Here is a 21,837-nt window from a genome sequence, read left to right on the forward strand (position 1 = left end):
GATGATCGCCGACATCCTGGTCGCCGGCCTGGTCTTCGGCAGCCTCTACGGACTGGTCGCGGTGGGCTTCAACGTCCTGCACCGGCCTACGAACGTGGTGAACTTCGCCCAGGGCGAACTCATCATGATCGGCGCGATGCTGATGGCGGCCACGCCGATCGGCGGGCTCCCCTGGGGAGTCGCCGCCGCCTGCGTGATGGTGATCGTGGCGGTCGTCGCGCTGGCCGAGGAGCGGGTCGCCGTGACTCCGGTGCTGCGCAGGTCATCCCACGCGGTCGGCTGGGTGATCACCACGCTCGCGTTCTCGCTGCTGCTCGCGGAGGCCGCCGGGCGGTTGTGGACGGACCAGCCGAGCGCCGTCGCGCCACCGTGGCCACTGTCCATGCGGGTCCAGGAGGTGCTGGGCGTCCGGTTCTCCAGCTACCAGGTCGCGGTGGTGGTCGTCGCCGTCGCCGTGGTGGCCCTGCTCGGCGTCCTGGATCGGTCCCGGCTCGGCACCGCGTTGCGGGCGGTGGCCGCCGACCGTGACGGCGCCCGGCTGCGCGGCATCGACCCGACGGCGCTCACCCGCCGTTCCTTCCTGCTCGGCGGCGCGCTCGCGGGGCTCACCGGGGTCCTCGCGGCGCCGCTGCTGCTGGCCTCGGTGACGATGGGGCTGGGCCTGTTGATCAAAGGCTTCGCCGCCCTGGCGGTCGGCGGGATCGGCGACAACCGCGGCGTGCTGGTCGCGGGCTGGATGCTCGGCGTCATCGAGGCCACCGGCGCCGTCTTCGCCTCCCCCGGGTCGCAGTCCGTCGTCCTGTTCGCGGCCATGCTGCTCATCCTGCTGATCCGGCCCAACGGCCTGCGTGGTCTGGCGGTGCAACGTCATGTCTGAAGTTCGCGGGGCACGGTCCCGCGCCGTGCGGCGCGCGGCCCCCTGGCTCGTCCTCGTGGCGGCCGCGGCCGCGCTGCCGCTGGTGAGCGGCGACCCGACGATCACCTATCTGGCCACCACGGCCGGGATCTACGTGCTGGTCGGTACGGGACTGAACCTCATGTTCGGCTACACCGGCCAGGTCTCGCTGGGGCAGGGCGCGCTGGTCGCCGTCGGCGCCTACACCACGGGCATCCTCATGGCCGACCACGCCTGGACGTTCTGGGCGGCGGCCCCGGTGGCGGTGGCGGTCGCCGTGGGAGCGGGAACGCTGATGGCCCTGCCCGCGTTCCGGCTGTCGTCCTGGTACATCGCCCTGGTCACGCTCGGCGCGGCGATGGCGGCCCGCAGCCTCCTGGTCGAGTTCGAAGGGCTGACCGGCGGCTGGTCGGGGCTGATGGGCATACCGCGACCGGCTCTCGGGCCGTGGGAGCTCGGGGAACGGGACATCCTCTGGCTGGTTCTGGCCGTCAACGTCATGCTCTTCGTCATGGTCCGCACCATCGTCGGCTCCCGCCTGGGCCGCGGCATGATGGCCGTACGCGACGCGCCCGAGATGGCGCAGAGCGTCGGCGTCGCGCCCGCGCGGATGAAGCTGTTCGCCTTCGCCTGCGGCGGCGCCACCGCCGGGCTGGGCGGAGCGCTGCTGGCCGTCCACCACGGGCTGGTGACCCCGGACGACTTCACCCTCGACTTCTCCATCCTCTTCCTGCTGGTGGTCATCATCGGCGGCGCGGCGCGGCTGGCGGGCCCGGTCATCGGCACCCTGCTGTTCTTCGCCCTCCCCGAGCTGCTGACCGGCCTCGCGGAATGGCGCGGACTCATCTACGGCGCGGCGCTGCTCGTGCTGATGGTGTACGCGCCGCAGGGCGTCGCCGGCGCGTGGGAGAAGCTCCGGGCGCGCCGACGGTCCTCCGGCGTGCCCGCCGACACCGCCCACACCGACACCGCCGACACCGCCGACCCGGGCGTCCCGATCGAGGCGGGGCCGCCGCGGGGTGAGCCGCTCGGCGTCGAGCTGATCGGCGTCCGCAAGTCGTTCGGCGGGGTGCACGCCCTGCGGGGGATCGACCTGACCATCGAACCGGGCACGGTTCACGCGATCGTCGGGCCCAACGGATCGGGCAAGACGACGCTGCTCAACGTGATCAGCCGCCTGCTGCGGCAGGACGAGGGCCAGGTCATCCTCGACGCCGAGGACGTCAGCCGGGCCCACGCCGAGCGGCTCGCCCGGCGTGGCGTGGCGCGCGTCTTCCAGACGCCTCGGCTGCTGGGCACGTCGAGCCTGCGGGACAACGTCCTGCTCGGCGCCTACACGCGGGAGCGGTCAGGCGGGCCGGCGATCGTCCTGCGGCTGCCGTGGGCCCGCCGCGAGCAGGCCGAACTGGCGGCGGAGGCCGACCGGCTCCTGGCCGGTCATGGACTGGCCGGACGGGCGTCCGAGGAGGCGGCCTCATTGCCGCACGGTGAGCAGCGGCTGCTGGAGGTGGCTCGGGCACTGATGGCGCGTCCGCGCCTGCTGCTGATGGACGAGCCGGCGGCCGGGCTCACGCCGCGGGAGCTGGAGTCGCTGGGCCGCCTCATCCGGGCGATCCGTGACACCGGCACCACCGTGGTGCTGGTGGAGCATCACATCGAACTCGTCGCGAGCGTCGCCGACGTGGTGACCGTCCTGGACCGGGGCCGGCTGGTGACGTCGGGACCGCCGCAGGAGGCACTCGGCGACGCACGGGTCGTCGAGGTGTACTTGGGAGCACCCGCATGACAGCAGAGGAACTGATCACCGTGTCCGGGCTGAGCTCGGGCTACGGCGCGGTGCCGGTGGTCCGCTCCGTGGACTTCACGGTGCGTACGGGCGAGATCTTCGCGGTGGTCGGCGGCAACGGCGCCGGGAAGACCACTCTGCTCAGCACCATCTCGGGGCTGCTGCGCCCCACGTCGGGGTCGGTGCGGCTCTCGGGGACCGACATCACCGGGTGGAGCCCTGAGCGCGTCGTGGCGCACGGCCTGGTCCACATCCCCGAGGGCAGGCGCCTGTTCACCGGGCTCACGGTGGCCGAGCATCTGCGGCTCGGGCTCTGGAACGTCCCCAACCGGCGCGGGGTCGAGCGGGAGCGGACGGAACGGGTCGTCGACCTGTTCCCGGTGCTGGGCGAACGGATGGACGCCTACGCAGAGGTGCTCAGCGGCGGGGAGCAGCAGATGCTCGCCATCGGCCAGGCGCTGATGCGCGAACCCCGGGTGCTGCTGCTGGACGAGCCGTCCATCGGCCTGGCTCCCGTGATCATCCAGCGGGTGTTCGCGGTGGTGGACCGGCTACGGGCGCAGAACATGACGGTGATCCTGGTGGAGCAGCGCGTCGGCCAGGCGCTGGCGCTGGCGGACCGGGGATTGGTGATGCGGCACGGCCGGGTGGAGGCGGCGGGGTCCGCCGCCGAGCTGGCGGAGGACCCCGCGCTGCGGGTCGCCTACCTGGGCGCGGCCGTGTCCGGTGACCAGCGGAGCAAGGAGTGACATGAGCGGTGGATGGTGGGGCCCGGCGGTGCCCGCGGCCGAGGACTGCGTGGTCGGGGAGCTGCTCGTCCGCCGCGCCGCGGAGCATCCGGACCGGGTGTACGCGGTCTTCGAGGACGGGACGCGATGGACGTACGCCGAAACCCTGGCCGAGGCCGAGCAGGTCGCGGCCGGGCTGCACCGACTGGGTGTGCGGCCGGGTGACATGGTGGTCTCCTGGCTGCCCAACGGACCCGACGCCCTGCGCGTCTGGTTCGGTGTGAACCTGCTCGGCTGCACCCTCGTCCCGCTCAACACCGCCTATCGCGGTGGGCTGCTCGAACACGCGATCCGGCTGTCCGGAGCGCGGGTGGCGATCGTGCACGCCGAGCTGGCCGGGCGGCTGGACGAGATCGGCACCGGTGCGCTGGAACGGGTGGTGGTGCTCGGAGCGGACGACGCCCGGTCACCTCGCCGGGCCGCCGCGCCGGAAGTGCTGGGGCCGGAGACGCTGGCCACGCCGGCCCCGGGATTCCGCCCGGACTCGCCGTCCTTGCCGTGGGACCCGTACGCGGTGATCCTCACGTCGGGGACGACCGGGCCGTCGAAAGGCGTCCTGTGCTCGTACGTCCAGCTCGCGGCGTGCGCGCGGGCCGCGTTCGACGGCTTCGGGGCGGCCGACCGCTACATGGTCAACCTTCCGCTGTTCCACGCGGGCGGCACCATCGGCACGTACGCCGCGCTGCTGCTCGGCGGCGGGATCAGTCTGGTCAGCGCGTTCGACACCGAGGCGTTCTGGCCGGCCGTCCGCGCTACGGGCACCACGCATGTGACGCTGCTCGGCGTGATGGCGACGTTCCTGGCCAAGCGCCCGCCGTCCCCCCAGGACCGTGCTCACCCGCTGCGGCGCGTCTTCATCATTCCGCTGATCGAGGACAGCGCGGCGTTCGCCGAACGCTTCGGCGTCGACGTGGTGGCCATGTTCAACATGACGGAGGTCTCGATCCCGATCGTCTCGGGTCCCAACCCGGGCGTTCCGGGGACGTCGGGGCGGCTGCGGCCCGGTGTCGAGGCGCGGGTCGTGGACGAGCACGACCGGGTGGTGCCCGACGGGGAGGTCGGGGAGCTGGTGCTGCGCACCGACCAGCCATGGGCGATGAACTCCGGTTACCTCGGGATGCCCGAGGCGACGGCACGGGCCTGGCGCAACGGCTGGTTCCACACCGGGGACGCCTTCCGCACGGTGGACGGCGAGTTCTTCTTCGTGGACCGGATGGGCGACACGATCCGGCGCCGGGGCGAGAACATCTCCTCGGCCGAGGTGGAGATCGAGCTGCTGGCGCATCCGTCGGTCCGGGAGGCCGCGGTGGTCGCCGTGCCGAGCCCCTACGGCGAGGATGACGTGCTCGCCGTGGTCGCCCCCGTGGAGGGCGCGACGATCGACCCGGCCGAGCTGTTCCGTTTCCTGATCCCGCGCATGGCGCACTTCATGGTGCCCCGTTACGTCCGCGTGGTCGGCGCGCTCCCGCACACCCCGACGAACAAGGTCGAGAAGCATCGGCTGCGCTCGGAGGGTGTCACGGCGGACACGGCCGATCGCGAGCGGCTGGGCGTGGTCGTCCGGCGGGACCGCATCGGCGGGAGCTGAGCCCCGCCTGCCCGCCGGCCCCGAAGCCGGCGGGCAGGCGGGCCGTCAGGCGTCCGGAGGGCCGGCACCGACGAGTTGCAGGGCCAGGAAGGAGTACTGGTCGGCGAGGTCACGGGCCGACACCGCGCCCTCCGGGCGGAACCACTGCCCGGCGTTGATGCACATGTCGAGGATGGCCTTGGCGACCACGTCCACCTGGGCAGGGCGCGACGCTCGCGGGTCGCTGAGGCGGAACAGGCCGGCGGCCAAGCCTCGTTCGAGGGTGCGTTCGAAGATCCGGCGGATGCGCCGCTGGGCGTCGAGGATCTCCTTGGCCTGCTCCGCCGGGAGGTGACGCCATTCGGTCCGGGCGACCAGGCCCTCGACGCGCCGTTCGGTGTGGAAGAGCGTGAGCTCGCGCACCAGCTCGGCCAGCTGCCGGTCGGCCCTGTCGCCGCCGCGCAGCAGCCCTTCCTCCAGCATGCCCTCCGAGTCCTCGTACGCCCGCTTGAGGATCGCGTAGAGCACTTCCTCCTTGGACTCGTAGTGGTTGTAGAGCGAGCCCGCGGTGACACCGCACGCGGCGGTGATCTTGCGGACGCTGGTAGCGGGGAACCCGTCCTCGTAGAACAGGCGCGCCGCCTCGTCGAGGATCCGCCGGCTCATCGAGGCCGTGGTCTGTGGTGCGCCGGCGGTCGTCCGGGAGCGTGTCGTAGCCACGCTTCGACGCTACCACCACATAAACGTTCATTGACCTGTCAGCGCTGCATATGGTAAACAAACGTTTGTACAAAATGGAGGTCTGATGCGTGAACCGGTGATCGACGTCTGTGAGGTCGTCTACGACACCGAGTGCTGGACGGCCTATCTGCGTGCGCTGGCCACCGCCGCGCCCCGCTATCTCATCCTGTTCGCCGGTCGGCTCGCCACCCTCACCGGGCGTGACCCCGGCGCCGTCGCGGCGGAAGCGGCCCGCGACGCGACCGGCACGGCGGACCAGCTGGCCGCCGTACTCGGACGCGGGTTCGACATCGACCACCACGTCGCCACGCTGGCCGAAACCGGAGTCGCCCACCAGGTCCTGCACGGCGGACCGTGGCCCATCGGGGACGGCACCGTCAACGACCGGGTCGCCGCCTACGCCGCTCGGCACCCGGACCTCCTCAGCGCCTGGGCCGGTGTCAGCTTCGCCGACCCGCGGGCCGCGATCACCGAGGCCCGTCGTGCGCTCGACGACCTCGGCGCGACCGGCCTGTCGGTCATCCCGTTCCTCGACGGCGTCGACCCGTCCGGACCCGAGCACGCCGGGTTCTGGCGCCTCGCCGCCGACCGCGGTGTCCCGGTGTGGCTGCATTGCGGACAGCACTTCCGCTCGGACGTGCCGATCGACGTCTCCGCACCGCGTGTGCTGGACCGGATCGCCGGCGCGCACCCCGGCCTCGTCCTGGTCGCCGGTCACGGGGGATGGCCCTGGGTCACGGAGATGCTGGCGGTGGCACAGCGACACGCCAACGTCTACCTGGAGTTCTCCTCGCACCGTCCGGCCAGGATGGGAGTCCCCGGGTCGGGATGGGAGGCGCTGCTCGCCCTGGGCACCACGTCCGTCCGCACCCGCGTCCTCTTCGGATCGACCAGCTGGACACAGGCGCGCCCGCCCGCCGCACTCGCCGACGAGGTCACCCGGCTCGGACTGCCTGACGACGTCGTCCGGGCCTGGCTGCACGACAACGCCCGACGACTGCTGGGATCGGCGTCGTGAACGGCCGCCGGATCCTGGTCACCGGGGCCGCCGGAGGCATCGGCACGTCACTCGTCGCCGACCTGCTCGGCCAGGGCGCGCGGGTGCTGGCGACCGATGTGGACGAGTCCGGATGCCGCCGCCTGGAGCGACGGTTCGGCGACCGGCTGCACACGATGCCGCTCGACCTGACGGAGAGCGGCGCGCCCCGGCGCGTCGTCGACCGGGCGACCGACCGGCTCGGAGGGCTTGACGGGCTCGTCAACAACGCGGGCGTGGAGCACCGCGCGGCACTGGCCGAGCACGGCACCGCCGACTGGACGCGTGTGCTGGAGATCAACCTGTCGGCGCCGTTCCGGCTGGCCCGCGCGGCGGCGCCCGTCCTCGCGGGACGGCCGGGCGCCGCCATCGTCAACGTCTGCTCGATCGCGGTGACCGGGTTCGCCGGGCAGGCCGCCTACGACGCGAGCAAGGGCGGGCTGCTGAGCCTGACCCGCTCGCTCGCCGTAGAGCTGGGACCGCTCGGCGTCCGGGCGAACGCCGTGTGTCCCGGCTTCATCGACACGCCGATGCTCGACGTGAGCGGGCTCCGCGGGCTGGCGGAGAAGGTCGCGGCGAAGCTGCCTCTCGGCCGGTGCGGGCATCCGGAGGAGGTCGCCGCCGTGATCACGTGGCTGCTCGGAGCGGGGGCCGGTTACGTCACCGGCCAGGCATTGTTCGTCGACGGAGGGATGGTCAGAGCGTGACGCACGATACGGAGACCTTGCTGGTGTCCCGACCGGCCCAGGGGGTGCTGTGGTTGACCATGAACCGTCCGGCCCAACGCAACGCGCTCGATCGCACACTGGGCGAGGAGCTGCTGCGCGCGCTGGAAAGCGCCGAGACCGACCCGCAGGCCAGGGTCGTGGTGCTGACCGGGGCGGGCAGCGCCTTCTGCGGCGGGGACGACCTCGGCGCGGTGGACGAGCACCTCGCCGGGGACCGCAGGAACTCTCCGGTGCTCGGCGACACCGCCGATCCGGTGTACCTGCGGATCGTCGAGGCGATCGTCACGGCGCCGCAGCCGGTCATCGCGGCGGTCAACGGCCCCGCGGCCGGTGCGGGCACCGAGCTGGCCTGTGCGGCCGACCTGCGGATCGCCTCGGACACGGCGCGGATCGGAAGCTGCCTGGTGAACGTGGCGCAGACCGGCACCGCCGTCATGCTGCCCCGCATCGTCGGAACCGCGAAGGCGACCGAGATCTACCTGTCCGGCGGGCTGCTCGACGCCGCCGACGCCGAGCGCCTGGGCATCTACACCCGCGTCGTCCCGTCCGGGGAGCTCAAGGACGCGGTCCTCGCCGAGGCGCGTCGGCTCGCGGCCGGCCCCACCCGGGCGATCGGGCTCTACAAGCAACTGCGCGAGCGGGTCTACGGACAGCCGCTGGAGCAGGCGCTGCGCATCCAGAACGGCTTCCACATCCGCAACAACAGGGAAGTCCATGACGCGGTCGAAGGGGCGCGCGCCTTCCTGGAGAAGCGCAGCCCCGAGTTCACCGGCCGTTGAGGAGGAAAGCATGACCGTGACAGACGACAAGGCGGACGGTGACATCTTCGGCCGCCTCGACGGCCGGGTCGTCCTGGTGACAGGCGCGGCGAGCGGCATCGGCGCCGCCTCGATGAGGCTGTTCCGAGCAGTGGGCGCCGAGGTCGTCGGCGTGGACCTGGCTCCGGGAGAGGGGATCGTCCAGGCGGACGTCTCCGACCCGGCACAGGTCGCCAGAGTCGTCGACGAGGTCGCCGCCCGGCACGGCCGGCTCGACGTCGTCCACGGCAACGCCGGCGTCAACGTCCCCGGCCGCCCGCACAGCATCACCGACGCCGACTACCGCAAGGTGATGGGCGTCTGCTGCGACGCCAACTTCTACCTGGTGCGCTCCGCGGTCAGGCACATGCGCGCGCACGGCGGGGTGTTCGTGTTCACCTCGTCGATGTGCGGGGTGGCGGCGACTCCCCGCTCCCCCGTCTACAACATGGCCAAGCACGCCCTCATAGGCCTCGCCCAGTCGGTCGCCGTCGACTACGGCGCGCAGGGGATCCGCGCGGTCGCCCTGGTCACCGGGCCGACGCACACCGCGATGGTGGACGAACTGTGGCCGCCGGGCCCGCTCCGCGACTCCCTGACCGCCACCACCTCCGCCGGCCGGCTGGCCAGCCCCGAGGAACAGGCACGCGCCGTGGTGTTCGCCGCGCTGCCCGGCAGCTCCTTCCTCACCGGCTGCACCCTGACCGTGGACGGCGGGGCCACCGCCGGATGGAACGAGATGGCCCGTACGATGCTCACCCTCAAGGCGGTGTGATGACGGAACTGGGACGTATCGAAGGCGGCGTCGAGACCCCCATGAGGGACGGCGTGCTGCTGCGCGGCGACCTGTGGCGGCCCGCGTCCCCGGCTCCGGCGGTGGTGTTCAGGACGCCGTACGGACGGCGTCAGATCAGCTCCGACACGCTGCAGCCCCAGCACTGCCTCGCCGGCGGGTTCGCCGCGCTGCTGCAGGACACCAGGGGCCGCTTCGACTCCGACGGCGAGTGGCAGGCCGTCATGTGGGAGCAGGAGGCCGAGGACACCTACGACACCGTGGAGTGGGTGGCGGCGCAGCCCTGGTGCAACGGCGAGGTGTTCCTGGCGGGAACGTCCTACCTCGGGATCGTCGCCTGGCTCGGGGCGGCCTCGCGCCCGCCGCACCTGCGGGGGATCGCCCCGGCCATGACGACCGGCGCGACGGCCGACCTCCGCGACACCGGCGGCGCGCTGCGGCTGGACCACCTCGTCGGGTGGCTCGCCTACATGGCCGCCGACTGGCTGGGCCGGCAGGGCGCGGACGCGGACCCCGCGCTGGCCGCGCAGGTCGCGTCGCTGATCCACGATCCCGAACAGGCGATGCGGCGGCTGCCACTGGCGGACATGATCGATCTGCCCGGGTTCCCGATCAGCATCGGTGACCTGCTGGACGGGCGGATCCGGGCTCTGCCCGACTGGGACCTCGCGGCGGTGGAGGTGCCGAGCCTGTCGGTGACGGGCTGGTACGACGTCTACGCCGCCGCGACCGTTCGCGGCCACCTGGAGATGCGCCGGCTGCGGCCGGATCTGCGGCACGAGCTGATCGTCGGCCCCTGGGCGCACACCGGCGCCCTGACCCATCTGCAGGGCGAGGTGAACTTCGGCGTCGCCGCCTCGGCGGCGGCCGCCCGGCTGCCCGCCCGGCACCTGGAGTTCTTCCGCCGCTGCGTGGACGGGCCCGGCGAGTCCGACCCCGTCCTGTACTTCCTGATGGGCGCCGACGTGTGGCGCAGCGCGGAGCAGTGGCCGCCCGCGGACGCCGCCGGGCACACCCTGTACCTGACCGGCCCCGCCGTCCCGGGCGAGACGCCGGGCCGGCTGACCTCCGTGCCGAGCCCGGCCGCACCCGACGACTACGTGCACGACCCGGCCGACCCGGTGCCGAGCCGCGGCGGGCGTGTCCTGCACCTGGGCCGCCTCACCCCCGGGCCGCTGGACCTCAGCCGGACGGCCACGAGATCCGACGTCCTCCTCTATCTCGGGGACGTGCTCGCCGAGGACGTCGACGTCGTCGGTCAGGTGCGGCTCCGGCTCACCTTCGCCACCGACGCGGCGGACGCCGACGTGATGGCCCGGCTGGTGAACCACCTGCCGGACGGCCGCCTGCTGCCGGTCTGCGAGGGAGTGGTCCGCCTCAGCCACCGCGACGGGCCGGGCACGCCCGTACCGCGAGGAGAACCGATCCAGGTGGACGTCGACCTCGGACACACGGCCCAGCGGTTCGGAGCGGGCCACCGCATCGGCCTGATGCTGTCCAGCAGCAACTTTCCGCACTACGACCGCAACCAGGGCGACGGGAAGCCGTCCACCCAGAGCGTCCACTACGGCACATCGGTCCTCATCCTGGGTGACGAGGGGGAATCATGACGACATGGAGCCGTGAGGACCGTGACGGCGTCGCCGTCCTCACCTACCGCAACCCGCCGCGTAACTTCCTCACCTTCGCCGCGCTGGAAGAACTGGACGCGGAACTCGCGCGGGTGGAGACGACACCCGGCATCGGCGTCGTCGTGCTGACCAGCGGCGTCCCCGGATACTTCATCGCGCACGCCGACCTGGACGAACTCGCCGGGCTGTCCCGCGGGCCGGTGCCGCGGGCCAAGATCTGGTACACCGCGATGCGGCGCATCGAGCGGATGCCCCAGCCGGTGATCGCCGCGATCGACGGCCAGGCCTGGGGCGGCGGCCTCGAACTTTCCCTGGCGTGCACGCTGCGCTGGGCCTCGGCCTCCGCCCACTTCAGCCTGCTGGAGATCGCGCTCGGCATCATCCCGGGGGCGGGCGGCACCCAGCGCCTGGCCAGGCTGATCGGCCCCGGGCGGGCCGCCGACCTCGTCCTGTCCGGCGACGTCCTCACCGCCGACCAGGCCAGGACGTGCGGAATCGTCGAACGCGTGCTCCCCACCCCTGACTTCCAGGCGGAGACACTGAAATTGGCCCGCCACCTGGCGTCGCGTCCCGCCGCCGCGCTCGCCGCCGCGAAACGCGCCCTGGTCGAGGGCTCCAGGCTGCCGATCACCGAAGGTCTCCGGCTGGAGGCCGCCCTCTTCGCGGAGAGGCTGGCCAGTCCGGAATCCGTGACGCTCCAGGAAGAGGCGCGGCGCCGCTACGCCGATGCGGCGGACGGTGACCCCATCACCTTCGGAGGCCGCTCGTGAGAACCGCCGTCATCACCGGAGCCGGCCGGGGCATCGGCCGGGCCACCGCGTTCGCGCTCGCCCGAGACGGTTACGCCGTCGCGGTCGGCTACCACCGGAACGCCGAGTCCGCCGCCGAAGTCGTCGACACGATCAGCCGCAACGGCGGACGGGCCGCCGCCTTCGCGCTGGATGTCGCGGACCGGGACCAGTGTGCGGAGTTCGTCCGCGCGGCGGGTGAACAGCTCGGCCCCGTCCGCGCGGTCGTCTCGAACGCGACAGGCTTCGGCTCCGGCTCGCCGTCCCTGGGAAAGGCGCTCGAAACACCCTGGCACACCTATGAGCGGCAGTTCGCGACCCGGGTCGGCTCCCTCCTCGCCCTGGTGGCGGCGGCCCGCCCGCACCTCGACGGCGGCGGCCGCGTCGTGACGACCGTGAGCACCGGGACGGACAGGCACGTCCCCGGCTACGCGGCCATCGCAGCCGCCATGGCCGCGGCGGAGAGCGTCGTCCGCTACCTGGCCGTCGAACTCGGCCGCGACGGCATCACGGTCAACCTGGTCAGCGGCGGCGTGGTGGCGACGGACGCGCTCCGCGACATCAGCCCCGACCCGGAACGGCTCCTGGCCACCGTCGCGCGCGCCACGCCGCTGGGTCGCGCCGGCACCCCCGAAGACCTGGCCGAGGTCGTCGCGTTCCTGTGCGGCGAGGGAGCGGGCTGGATCACCGGACGCTCCGTCGTCACCGACGGAGGAAACTCCCTCCGCTGACCTTCGACAGGTGAAACCGGCGTGAGGGGGCCGTGAAACCAGGGGCGCCGAGAGTGGCGCCATGAGCATCACAGAACTCGGCCGTACCGCTCCCTCAAGCGGAACAGAACCGGCCGTACTCGCGGAAGGGCTGGTCAAGGCGTTCGGCGATCACCGCGCCGTCGACGGGATCGACCTGGAGATACGGCCCGGTGAGATCTTCGGCGTCCTCGGGCCGAACGGCGCCGGCAAGACCACCATGCTGAGGATGCTGGCCACCCTGCTGGCGATCGACGCCGGCCGGGCGGAGATCTTCGGCGTGGACGTGGCCGGCCGGCCGCACGTGATCCGGCAGCTGATCGGCGTGACCGGGCAGTACGCGTCGGTCGACGAGCAGCTGACCGCCCGCGAGAACCTCCGGCTCTTCGCCCGGCTGCAGCGGATCCCCGCGCCGAGTGCCAGGCGGATCGCCGCCGACCTGCTCGGCCGGTTCAGTCTGGAAGAGGCCGCGGACAAGCCGATCGCGCACTTCTCCGGCGGCATGCGGCGCCGCCTCGACCTGGCCGCCAGCCTGATCACGAGACCACCGCTGATCTTCCTGGACGAGCCGACCACCGGCCTCGACCCGCGCACCCGTGGCCAGATGTGGGACACCATCCGCGGCCTGATCACCGACGGGTGCACGGTGCTGCTGACCACGCAGTACCTGGACGAGGCCGACCAGCTGGCGGACCGGATCGCCGTCATCGACCACGGCCGCAAGGTGGCCGAGGGCACGCCCGACGAGCTGAAGACCATGGTCGGCGCCTCCACCCTCCAGCTGATGCTCGCCGAACCCGGCGAGGTGCCGGCCGCCGTCGAGGCCGTCCGGCGCGGCCTCGGCTCCGAACCGGTGCTCAGCCCCGAGAAGGGCCGGCTCAACGTCGCGCTCGACCAGGCCGACATGGCCGCCGACGTGCTGATCGCGCTCCGTACCGCGAGGATCTCGATCTCCTCGGTGAGCGTCGCCAAGCCCAGCCTGGACGAGGTGTTCCTGGCGCTGACCGGTCACGAGACCGAGACGGAGGAGACCCGATGAGCACGACCACCGCACCCGTCAGGCAGGCGGTACGAGCGGCCGAACGGGTGGCGGCCACCCGGCGGCACGTCTCCGTGGGCGAGACGCTCGGCCAGACCCTCGCGATGGCGTGGCGGGCCGCCAAGAAGATGCGCCGCAACCCCGAGCAGTTCTTCGACGTGGCGTTGCAGCCCGTCCTGTTCACCGCGATGTTCGCGTACATCTTCGGCGGCGCGATCGCCGGGGACGTGCAGAGCTACCTGCCGCTGATGATCCCCGGCATCCTCGCCCAGACCGTGCTGACGACCTGCATGGTGACCGGCGTCCAACTGCGCGAGGACATGGAGAAGGGCGTCTTCGACCGGTTCAAGTCGCTGCCGATCGCCCGGATCGCGCCGCTCGCCGGCCCGATGGTGGCCGATCTGCTCCGGTACGCGATCGCGGCGACCCTGACCTTCGCCATGGGCCTTCTGATGGGATACCGCCCCGGCGGCGGCGTGGCCGGGGTGCTCGGCGCGATCCTGCTGGCGATCCTCACGGGGTGGTCGCTGGCGTGGGTGTTCACGTGGGTCGGCACGATCGCCCGCAGCGCCGGAGGCGTGCACGGCATCTCGATGATGATCCTCTTTCCGCTGACGTTCCTGTCGAACGCGTTCGTCCCCGTCGAGACCCTGCCCGGCTGGCTCGCCTCGTTCGTCCGGATCAACCCGGTCTCACACCTGGTCACGGCCGCTCGCGACCTCGCCAACCACGCACAGGTGAGCGGGGCGGTGGCGTGGACGCTGCTGGCCTGCCTGGTCGTGGTCGCGGTCTTCGCGCCGCTGTCCGTACGGAGCTACAAGCGGCACATCTGACCCGCGGCGAGCCGTCCGACGAGCGCCCGCGCCTCGTCGAGCAGGTCCGCGCCGCGCCGGTCGCCGTAACCGGCGCGGACGCGGGCGAGCGCGCCGGGCGCGACCTGCTCCGCGTACGGCTCTATCCGGTCGAAGGCCATGCCGGCCATCATGCCGTTGTAGGCGAACCGCTCGGCCAGCACCAGCAGGGCGACCGCGTCACCGGGGGCCAGGGCCGCCCGCAGCAGCCCCCAGGCGCCGAGCGCGAAGAGCAGCGAGCCGCTGACCGGGTAGTCGAGAAGCCGGCCGTCGGCGCTCAGCACGTCGCGGGCGCGCCCAGCGACGCAGAAGCGGAACAGCTCCTCGCCGTACGGGAGATCCGCGGGCTCCCCGTGGTAGGCGTGCGCCGCGAGGGCGAGCGCCTCCGCCGTGACCACCCATGGTTCGAAGCCCGAGCGCGGCATCCCGGGCAGCCGCAGATCGCGCGCCCGCTCGACCGCCAGCCGGTAGTCCGAGAGGGCGGCGGCCGTCTCGCCGCGGGCGAGGGCGAGCTCGGCGGCGCACAGCGCGGCCACTGCCAGCCCGCCGAGTACGGCCCCGCCGTCGTTGAGCCGGTTGATCTGCGCGAGCTCGGCCTCCGCGGTCCGGTGATCGCCCTCGCCGAGCGCGATGATCAGCAGCAGCGAGCGCAGCTGCGTCTCGTCGTCTGTGGCGCCGATCCGGCTGAGCACCGGCAGGGCCGCTCGCGCGTGGCCCACGGCGCGCCGCCGGTCGCCGCACCGCAAGGTCAGGTGTGCCAGCGTGGTGTGCAGGATCGCCCGGAGCCACGGCCCCTCGTCCTGCGGGAGCAGCGCCAGCCCCCGCTCGGTCGCCGTGACCGCCTCCGCGATGTCCCCTGCGTTCTCCAGGACGTGGGCGCTCATCTGCGTCGCCACCAGCGCCTCGTCACGGTCGGCGCTGCGGCACAGCTCCCGCAGCCGATCGCGCAGGCCGGCGCTGTTCGAGGGGGCGCCGATGAGCGTCACCTTCGTCATCGCCGCGAGGCGCGGGTCCGTGGCGTCGCCGACGGGAAGCCTGCTGAGCAGATCGTGCAGCGGCTCGCTCCGTTCGTCCAGGAGGATCATCGAGTTGGCGATCGCGACCACCAGGGCGGCCCGGGTCAGCTCGACGAGCTCCGGCGGCGGGAACCAGCCCGTGACGGCCTGGATGATCGCGGTCCTGAGCGCGATGATCCTGGCGTGGTCACCGCGGATCGACCACAGCGCGCCGACCCCGGCCAGCAGCGGGACCGCCGTGGCCGGGTCGGGCTCGGCGAGCGCCCGGCGGAGCAGATCGGCCAGGTTGGTCTCCTCGGCCCGCAGCGCGTCAACCGCCGCGAACTGGTCCGGGCCGAACAGCACGGCGGCGTGCTCGTGCGCGTAGCCCGTAGCCCAGGCCAGCAGCGCCGCTCGCGCGGACACCTCCTCACCGGCTTCCTCCAGCCGCACCCGTCCGAACTCCCTGACGGTCTCCAGCATCCGGTAGCGGACGCCGTGGGCCGCCTCGTCGACGCTCAGCAGCGACTGCTCGGCCAACGCCTGCACCGCGTCCAAGGCGCCCATGGCCTCGGCCGCGGCCGCGGTGAAACCGTCGCTGAACAGGGACAGCCGCCGCAGAGCCCGCCGTTCGGGCTCGTCCAGCAGATTCCACGACCAGTCGATGACCGCGAGCAGAGTCTGGTGCCGGCCCGGCGCGCTGCGATCGCCCCCGCGCAGCAGCGCGAACCGGTCCGCCAGGCGCCGCGCGATCTCCTCCACCGCCATCACGCGCACCTTCGCGGCGGCCAGCTCGATCGCCAGCGGCAGCCCGTCGAGCCGGGTCACGACCTCGCGCACCAGACCCTCGTCGAGCCGCACGCCCGGCCGGGCCGCCGTCGCCCGCTGGCGGAAGAGCTCCACCGCGTCGCCGGGCTCCAGCGCGCCGAGCGGGTAGACGTGCTCCGCCGGGATCGACAGCGGGGCCCTCGACGTGGTGAGCACCCGCAGATCCCGCGTGGCCGCCGCCAGGAAGGCCGTCAGCTCGGCCACGGCGTCGATCACGTGCTCGCAGTTGTCCAGGATCAGCAGCGCCGGCGCCCGGCCGAGATGCTGCGCGATGCGGGCCCGTACATCCGACGGCCGCTCGAACGCCGGCATCCCGCGCCCGCTCACCGAGTCGCGCACCCCCAGCGCCGAACCCACCTCGCCCACCACTCCCTCGGGCGACGAGACGCCGACGAGCCCGACGAAGTGGACGACGGGCTGGGTGGCGTTCCTGCCGACGACGTGGGCCAGCCGCGTCTTGCCCAACCCGCCCGGCCCGACGACGGAGACGACCCGGTGGGTCTGCAGCAGGGCGTGCACCGCGCTGATGTCGCCGTCGCGGCCGAGCAGCGACGACCCGTCGAACAGCACACCCTCCCGTACGGGCCGGTCCGCGGCGAGCAGTTCGGCGTGCACGCGCGCGAGGGCCGGCCCCGGATCCGCGCCGAGCCGTTCGGCCAGGTCGGCCCGGTGGCGTTCGTAGCGCTCCAGCGCCGCCGCCGTGCCCCTGACCGCGGCCTCGCCGCGCAGCAGGCAGGCGAGCAGTTCCTCATCGCGCGGCCGGTCGGCCGCGGCCTCCTCCAGCAGGGGCAGCGCGCCCTCGTGGTCGCCGGCGCGGGAGCGCGCGACGGCCGACACGCGACGCGCCTCCGCCAGCCGCCCCGCCGCCACCGCCCGCACCTCACCGAGCGGTCCCGCCGCGGTCCCCAGCCCGCTTGTCGCCCCCAGCCCGCCCGCCGTCGCCAGCCCGCTTGTCGCCCCCAGCCCGCTCGCTACGCTCATCGCCTCCTCGGCGCCGCGCCGAGCCTCGGCCACGTCCCCCTCTGTCAGCGCCTTCCGCGCCCGCTCCACCAGCGTGCCGAGCAGCAACGCGTCCACCTGCTCGTCCGGCACCCCGAGCCGGTAGCCGCGCGCGGTCCGCACCACCGCGTCGGCCGAGGTCGCGGCCCGCGTCCTCGACACGACCACCTGCAGAGCCTTCGTGGGGTTCGCGGGCGGCCCGTCCGGCCATAACTCCTCGACCAGCCGCTCGTCCCCAGCCCCCGCCCGCCCGTGCAGCGCGAGCACCGCCAGCAGGGTCTGGGCGCGCTCACCGGCCACCCGCGTCCCCTGCCAGCGGACGCCGTCGAGCAAGGTCAACACCGGAGGCACCCTTCCAGCTTACGAGCGGACCGCCGCCTCCGGCCTCAGCGCGCTTGCGATCTCGACCAGAGGTCCACGCCGCCCCTCCGCACGGCCCCGCCTATCGGGGAGGCCGCGGCCTCAATACGATCTGGACATGCCGGGTGAGACATGACGATCAGACTGGTCGTCGCGGACGACCACGCCATGATCAGGGCAGGGCTGCGGCTCGTGGCGGAGAACGCCCCAGGGATGGAAGTGGTCGGGGAGGCGGCCGACGGCGTGGAGGCCGTCGCCGTGACGAGGGAGCGACGGCCGGACGTGCTGCTGCTCGACATCGCCATGCCGGGCATGGACGGCCTGGCCGCCGCCACGACGCTGCTCGGGGACCCCGCCCCGCCGAGGATCCTGATGCTGACGACCTTCGGCAGCGACGAGAACCTGCACGCGGCGCTGCGCATCGGGGTCAGCGGCTTCCTGCTGAAGAGCTCGCCTCCCGAGCATCTCCTGGAGGCGATCCGGGTCGTGGCGGCGGGCGACGGACTGATCGATCCCGCGGTCACCCTCCGGGTCATCGCGTCCTTCGCCGCTCAGCCCCCGCTCTCGCCTCCTCCTGAGCTGGCCGCGCTCACCGCGCGCGAGGTGGACGTGCTGCGGCTGCTGACGCGGGGTCTGTCCAACCGGGAGATCGCCCTGGAGTCCGGGGTCGGCGAGGCCACGGTGAGGAGCCATGTCGCCCAGATCCTGCGCAAGCTGGACGTGCGGGACCGTCTCCAGGCGGTAGTGCTGGCCTACGAGTCCGGCTTCGTCCGCCCTGGTCAGGAATGATGCGCGGCAACTGGCGGCCGAGCCGGATGGACATGCTGCTCGCGCTGGCCGTGGTGGTCGCCGGGCAGGTCGAGTCGTTCGGACGGCAGGGGTTCGAGCCGGGTCAGATCAGCCGTCCGGTGCCGCTGGCGGTCGGCGCGGCCGCCGCCGGGGCGCTGCTGCTGTTCCGGCAGAGGTTCCCGATGAGCATGCTGCTCGCGCTGGTGGGGGTCGGCATCGGGGTGCGGGAGGTCACGGAGGCGGGCTACTACGCCGCGTGGCACTTCTACTCCACGCTCATCCTGGTGCACACCGTCGCCAGCGCGGCGGAGCTGCGTACCCGGCGAGGGCTGGCCGGGCTGGCCTGCGTCCTGCTCGCGTACGGCTATTTACAGACATTTCAGCATAACGACGTGGCCGAAGTGCTGATCAGCGCCATTTTCGTCGGCGTCGCGTACGCCAGCGGCATCCTGTTGCGCCGCCAGATCGATCAGACGTTACGCCTCACCAGGCAGACCACCCGGTTGGAGGTCGAGCGCGAGGAGCGTGCCCGGCAGGCGGTCGCGGGTGAACGGGTGAGGATCGCCAGGGAGCTGCACGACATCGTCTCCCACAACGTCAGCCTGATGACCCTGCACACGGGCGGTGTACGGATGATGCTCCGCGACGACCCGGACCGCGAGCGGGAACGCACACTGCTGACCGGCGTCGAGCGGGCGGGCCGCGAGGCGATCGAGGAGCTCAGGCTGATGCTCGGCATGCTGCGCAGCCCCGGCGGCACGGCCGCCGAACCGCACGCCCCCGGGCTGGACCGGCTGGACGCCCTCGTCGCCCAGATCGAGGAGGCCGGTCCGGCCGTGGAGGTGCGGGTCGAGGGCGAGGCCAGGCCGGTGCCCCCGGGGCTGGAGCTGTCGGCGTACCGGGTGATCCAGGAGGCGCTGACCAACGCGTTGAAGCACGCGCGGGCGACCCGGATCGTCGTCACCGTCGCCTACTCCGCCGACGCCGTGACCGTGGAGGTCACCGACGACGGCACGGGCGACGGGCCAGGAGGCGGGAGCGGACAGGGCCTGATCGGGATGCGCGAGCGGGTCGCGATGCACGGTGGCGACCTGTCCGCCGGTCCTGTGCGGGGTGGCGGTTACCGGGTACGCGCCAGGTTCCCCTCGGGCTGAGCCGCCCACTCCGCGTCGCTCATCCGTACGATGCGCAGGCCGATGACCCCGGCCCCGGCCAGGTACAGCAGTCCGCCCACGACCGTGCCGACCGGGAAGACCGGCGCCCCGAAGATGCCCAGCACCATCGCGAACGGCGCCCACCAGGGCGCCTTCCGGCAGTACGCCAGGACGAGCCCCAGCGCGAACAGCCCGAGGATCCCGGCGAACCCCGGGATCTGGAACCCGAACACGAGTCCCGGATCGGCGAACGCCTGGTCGGCGAGCGCGGCCCCTTCGGCGGGCGGCAGCGAGCGCTCCAGGCGGGCGTAGAAGTAGTCGCCCAGCATCAGCGCGGAGAAGTTCACCACGCCGAGCAGGGCGATTCCGCCCGTGACGTGACCGAGGAGCACCGCGCGGTGGCGTACCAGGTCGATCATGCCGATGATGCCCGGGATCAGCAGCACCCAGCTCCAGTGCAGGACCGCCGCGCTGATCGACACCTCCTCCAGCTGACGCCCGTAGACGCCGGCCGTGTCGCCGCCGCCCTGGCGCAGAGCGGGATCGAGGACCACCCCCGCGACATACAGGACGGGCGCGGCGATGAGGCACGCGCCGGCGGCGAGCCTCCGGAATCGGATCGGATCTGACAACGACATGGTGTCCCCTAAGTGGCCGGTGATGCCACGAAGGCTAGGAACGCCCGGCCCTCCCCGTCGTCCACCGCCCGGCCGACACCCACTCCGCCATTTTGCTGGGGAGACCTTGGCGCACTATCTAGGGAGACCGCCGCGCAGCATACTGGCGGCAGTCGACGCGCGTCGTGGGGGCACTCATGAATCGATCGTTCGTCAGCTCGATCCTTCACCTGGTCAGGTTCGCGGGAGCCGCCCTGGCGATCTGGGGCATCGCCTACGTGATCAACGGCGCAACCCAGGCGGGCGGGTACGTCACCGTACGCGTGGCGACCGCTCCGGACGCCGGGCCCTCGCCGCTGAGCGGTGTGAGACTCCCCGACGGGGTCGTACTCCGGGGAGAGCTTCCGCTGGGCGTCTGGGGAGCCACCGTCGCCGAGCAGGTGCTCTCGCGCGCGGACGTCCTCCTGGGCGGCCTGTGCGCGGGCCTGGCCGCTCTGCTGCTGAGCTCCACCATGAAAGGGCGGCCTTTCACCCGGCGTGATACTGCCGGGCTCGTCGCCCTGGCGATCGTCACGAGCCTCGGCTCCCTGCTGCCGATCGTCGCCGCGGCGACCGTACTCGATCGGGCGGGGCTCACCCAGGACTTCGTCCCGTCAACCACGCTGTCGTGGGTGCCTCTCGCGGGCGCCGGGCTTCTGCTCGCGCTGGCCCTGGCGTTCCACGCGGGAGCCCGGACCGATCCACGAAGCAGTGCACTCACCCCCTAGCCGCGGTACGGTCGCGGCGCATCAGCAGGTGGCCCCGGCGGAATCGTTCATCCTCCAGAGGCTCGCGCAGCATCCGCGCCACCTCGACGAACTCCTCCTTGCTGGCCAGGTCGGCCAGCTCGTCGATCGGCCACCGGTAAGCCGGCGTGACCTTGTGGTCGAACCGGCTTACCGGGCCGCCCTCGGATTCGAAGAAACCGAGCAGGAGGTAACCCCCCGGGGCCAGCACCCGGCGGAACTCGGCGAAGTAGGGCGGCAGCTCTGTCGGTGGGGTGTGGATGAGGGAGTACCAGGAGAGCAGCCCGCCCAGCTCGCCGTCGGCCACGTCGAGGGCGCCCATCGAACCGACCTCGAACCGCAGGTCGGGATAGTCCCTACGGGCGATGTCGATCAGCCGGGGAGACAGGTCGACACCGAAGGCGTCCAGCCCGAGGTCACGCAGGTGCGCCGTCATGTACCCGGGACCGCAGCCGGCCTCCACGACGGGCCGGGCCCCGTCGGCCCGCACGAGCTCGGCGAACGCGGCGACCATCGAGCGGTCCAGCGGCAGGCGGTCGAGCGAGTCCCGCGCGAAGTCGGCGTAGACGTCCGCGAGGGCGTCGTAGGCGTCCGCGGTCGCGGTCAGATAGGGGGAGGATTCGGCCACGGCGGACGACTGTAGCCCATCGGCCGAGCTACTCGCCCCGCAGAAGCACGTTGTGCAGGAGGCTGCTCTGCTCTCTCGGCATGAGGGGGCGGCGGTCGACGAGGAGCCGGCGATAGAGGCCGATGTAATGGCTCTCCCGGCGTGGGACGCTCCCGTCGGTGCCGAAGTTCTCGGTGATCCGCCCGTTCTGCACCAGGTACCCGGCTACGGCGTGATGGTCCAGAAGCAGCTCGGCGCCGGAGGCGAAGCGCACGCTGGTACGGCGGGCGGCGGCGGTGACCCGCCAGCTTGTCACGATCAGCGCCTCGAAGGGCTCGCCGTCGGAAGTGCAGAGGATGCGGGCTTCGTACGTCGAATCGTCCAACCGGCGCAGGGAGGTTCGCTCGACGGGATCGCAGAATCTGGGGAGGACGCGTGGGCGGTCGAGGTCGTCAAGCGGCTCTTCGACGTGTCGATCATCTGGAGGACTTAAACAAGTTGGGCCAGCCCGTCA

The 21,837-nt window shown here is 72.6% G+C and carries 21 protein-coding genes; 16 read left to right on the plus strand and 5 right to left on the minus strand.

The window, feature by feature from the left end:
- Position 1 precedes the first annotated feature (1 nt).
- From FR742_RS36095 to FR742_RS36110, 4 genes are read left to right on the plus strand one after another with little or no spacing between them, the layout of a single operon-like run.
- Positions 2-877, plus strand: a complete 876-nt coding sequence (locus FR742_RS36095; protein ID WP_148035767.1) for a branched-chain amino acid ABC transporter permease — start codon at positions 2-4, stop codon at positions 875-877.
- Entirely contained in the window at positions 870-2,681 is a 1,812-nt protein-coding gene (locus FR742_RS36100) for an ABC transporter permease subunit (RefSeq protein WP_148035768.1), read from the plus strand. The genes FR742_RS36095 and FR742_RS36100 overlap by 8 nt, the downstream gene beginning before the upstream one ends.
- The gene (locus FR742_RS36105) at positions 2,678-3,430 is read left to right on the plus strand and encodes an ABC transporter ATP-binding protein (protein ID WP_148035769.1); all 753 of its coding nucleotides are present in this window, start codon (positions 2,678-2,680) and stop codon (positions 3,428-3,430) included. The genes FR742_RS36100 and FR742_RS36105 overlap by 4 nt, the downstream gene beginning before the upstream one ends.
- Position 3,431: 1 nt before the next feature.
- Positions 3,432-5,057: an AMP-binding protein gene (locus FR742_RS36110; protein WP_148035770.1), complete on the plus strand. Its 1,626-nt coding sequence runs from the start codon at positions 3,432-3,434 to the stop codon at positions 5,055-5,057.
- Between the two features lie 45 nt (positions 5,058-5,102).
- Here FR742_RS36110 and FR742_RS36115 read toward each other — a convergent pair whose 3' ends face one another.
- Positions 5,103-5,756 (minus strand): TetR/AcrR family transcriptional regulator, encoded by a 654-nt coding sequence (locus FR742_RS36115; protein ID WP_148035771.1) that lies wholly within the window; start codon positions 5,754-5,756, stop codon positions 5,103-5,105.
- Between the two features lie 85 nt (positions 5,757-5,841).
- Here FR742_RS36115 and FR742_RS36120 point away from each other — a divergent pair, with 85 nt between their 5' ends.
- The 9 genes from FR742_RS36120 to FR742_RS36160 all read left to right on the plus strand — a co-directional run bounded on the left by FR742_RS36120 (position 5,842) and on the right by FR742_RS36160 (position 14,171).
- A complete protein-coding gene (locus tag FR742_RS36120) occupies positions 5,842-6,795 on the plus strand; it encodes an amidohydrolase family protein (protein WP_148035772.1) in 954 nt (317 codons plus the stop codon).
- On the plus strand, positions 6,792-7,520 hold the full coding sequence (locus tag FR742_RS36125; protein WP_187281538.1) for an SDR family NAD(P)-dependent oxidoreductase: 729 nt from the start codon (positions 6,792-6,794) through the stop codon (positions 7,518-7,520). The genes FR742_RS36120 and FR742_RS36125 overlap by 4 nt, the downstream gene beginning before the upstream one ends.
- Positions 7,517-8,320: an enoyl-CoA hydratase-related protein gene (locus FR742_RS36130; protein WP_148035774.1), complete on the plus strand. Its 804-nt coding sequence runs from the start codon at positions 7,517-7,519 to the stop codon at positions 8,318-8,320. Before FR742_RS36125 ends, FR742_RS36130 begins: the two co-directional genes overlap by 4 nt.
- Positions 8,321-8,330: 10 nt before the next feature.
- The gene (locus FR742_RS36135; protein ID WP_187281539.1) at positions 8,331-9,113 is read left to right on the plus strand and encodes an SDR family NAD(P)-dependent oxidoreductase; all 783 of its coding nucleotides are present in this window, start codon (positions 8,331-8,333) and stop codon (positions 9,111-9,113) included.
- Positions 9,113-10,741, plus strand: coding sequence for a CocE/NonD family hydrolase (locus FR742_RS36140; RefSeq protein ID WP_187281540.1), 1,629 nt, complete (start codon positions 9,113-9,115; stop codon positions 10,739-10,741). The genes FR742_RS36135 and FR742_RS36140 overlap by 1 nt, the downstream gene beginning before the upstream one ends.
- Positions 10,738-11,532 carry an enoyl-CoA hydratase/isomerase family protein gene (locus tag FR742_RS36145; RefSeq protein WP_148035777.1) on the plus strand — a complete coding sequence of 265 codons (795 nt, stop codon included), beginning with the start codon at positions 10,738-10,740 and terminating at the stop codon, positions 11,530-11,532. The genes FR742_RS36140 and FR742_RS36145 overlap by 4 nt, the downstream gene beginning before the upstream one ends.
- Positions 11,529-12,281, plus strand: a complete 753-nt coding sequence (locus FR742_RS36150) for an SDR family NAD(P)-dependent oxidoreductase (protein WP_148035778.1) — start codon at positions 11,529-11,531, stop codon at positions 12,279-12,281. The genes FR742_RS36145 and FR742_RS36150 overlap by 4 nt, the downstream gene beginning before the upstream one ends.
- Positions 12,282-12,342: 61 nt before the next feature.
- On the plus strand, positions 12,343-13,338 hold the full coding sequence (locus tag FR742_RS36155; RefSeq protein ID WP_148035779.1) for an ATP-binding cassette domain-containing protein: 996 nt from the start codon (positions 12,343-12,345) through the stop codon (positions 13,336-13,338).
- Positions 13,335-14,171: an ABC transporter permease gene (locus FR742_RS36160; protein WP_148035780.1), complete on the plus strand. Its 837-nt coding sequence runs from the start codon at positions 13,335-13,337 to the stop codon at positions 14,169-14,171. The genes FR742_RS36155 and FR742_RS36160 overlap by 4 nt, the downstream gene beginning before the upstream one ends.
- Here the strand turns inward: FR742_RS36160 and FR742_RS36165 are convergent.
- Positions 14,153-17,353 (minus strand): BTAD domain-containing putative transcriptional regulator, encoded by a 3,201-nt coding sequence (locus FR742_RS36165; RefSeq protein ID WP_261808972.1) that lies wholly within the window; start codon positions 17,351-17,353, stop codon positions 14,153-14,155. The genes FR742_RS36160 and FR742_RS36165 overlap by 19 nt on opposite strands.
- Before the next feature lie 150 nt (positions 17,354-17,503).
- Here FR742_RS36165 and FR742_RS36170 point away from each other — a divergent pair, with 150 nt between their 5' ends.
- Together FR742_RS36170 and FR742_RS36175 are read left to right on the plus strand one after the other, a co-directional pair.
- Positions 17,504-18,160 carry a response regulator transcription factor gene (locus FR742_RS36170; RefSeq protein WP_148035782.1) on the plus strand — a complete coding sequence of 219 codons (657 nt, stop codon included), beginning with the start codon at positions 17,504-17,506 and terminating at the stop codon, positions 18,158-18,160.
- Complete coding sequence (locus FR742_RS36175) at positions 18,157-19,314, plus strand: sensor histidine kinase (protein ID WP_148035783.1); 1,158 nt, start codon at positions 18,157-18,159, stop codon at positions 19,312-19,314. Before FR742_RS36170 ends, FR742_RS36175 begins: the two co-directional genes overlap by 4 nt.
- Here FR742_RS36175 and FR742_RS36180 read toward each other — a convergent pair.
- Positions 19,281-19,952, minus strand: a complete 672-nt coding sequence (locus FR742_RS36180; protein WP_148035784.1) for a hypothetical protein — start codon at positions 19,950-19,952, stop codon at positions 19,281-19,283. The two genes, FR742_RS36175 and FR742_RS36180, sit on opposite strands and share 34 nt — an antisense overlap.
- 176 nt (positions 19,953-20,128) lie before the next feature.
- Between FR742_RS36180 and FR742_RS36185 the strand changes: the two genes are divergently transcribed.
- Entirely contained in the window at positions 20,129-20,698 is a 570-nt protein-coding gene (locus FR742_RS36185) for a hypothetical protein (RefSeq protein WP_148035785.1), read from the plus strand.
- Here FR742_RS36185 and FR742_RS36190 read toward each other — a convergent pair.
- Both FR742_RS36190 and FR742_RS36195 read right to left on the minus strand, forming a co-directional pair.
- The gene (locus tag FR742_RS36190) at positions 20,688-21,344 is read right to left on the minus strand and encodes a class I SAM-dependent methyltransferase (RefSeq protein ID WP_148035786.1); all 657 of its coding nucleotides are present in this window, start codon (positions 21,342-21,344) and stop codon (positions 20,688-20,690) included. The two genes, FR742_RS36185 and FR742_RS36190, sit on opposite strands and share 11 nt — an antisense overlap.
- 28 nt (positions 21,345-21,372) lie before the next feature.
- Positions 21,373-21,708: a hypothetical protein gene (locus tag FR742_RS36195; protein ID WP_148035787.1), complete on the minus strand. Its 336-nt coding sequence runs from the start codon at positions 21,706-21,708 to the stop codon at positions 21,373-21,375.
- Positions 21,709-21,837: the final 129 nt, after the last annotated feature.

It is taken from the genome of Nonomuraea sp. C10 (genome assembly GCF_008017515.1).
GTDB lineage: Bacteria > Actinomycetota > Actinomycetes > Streptosporangiales > Streptosporangiaceae > Nonomuraea > Nonomuraea ferruginea.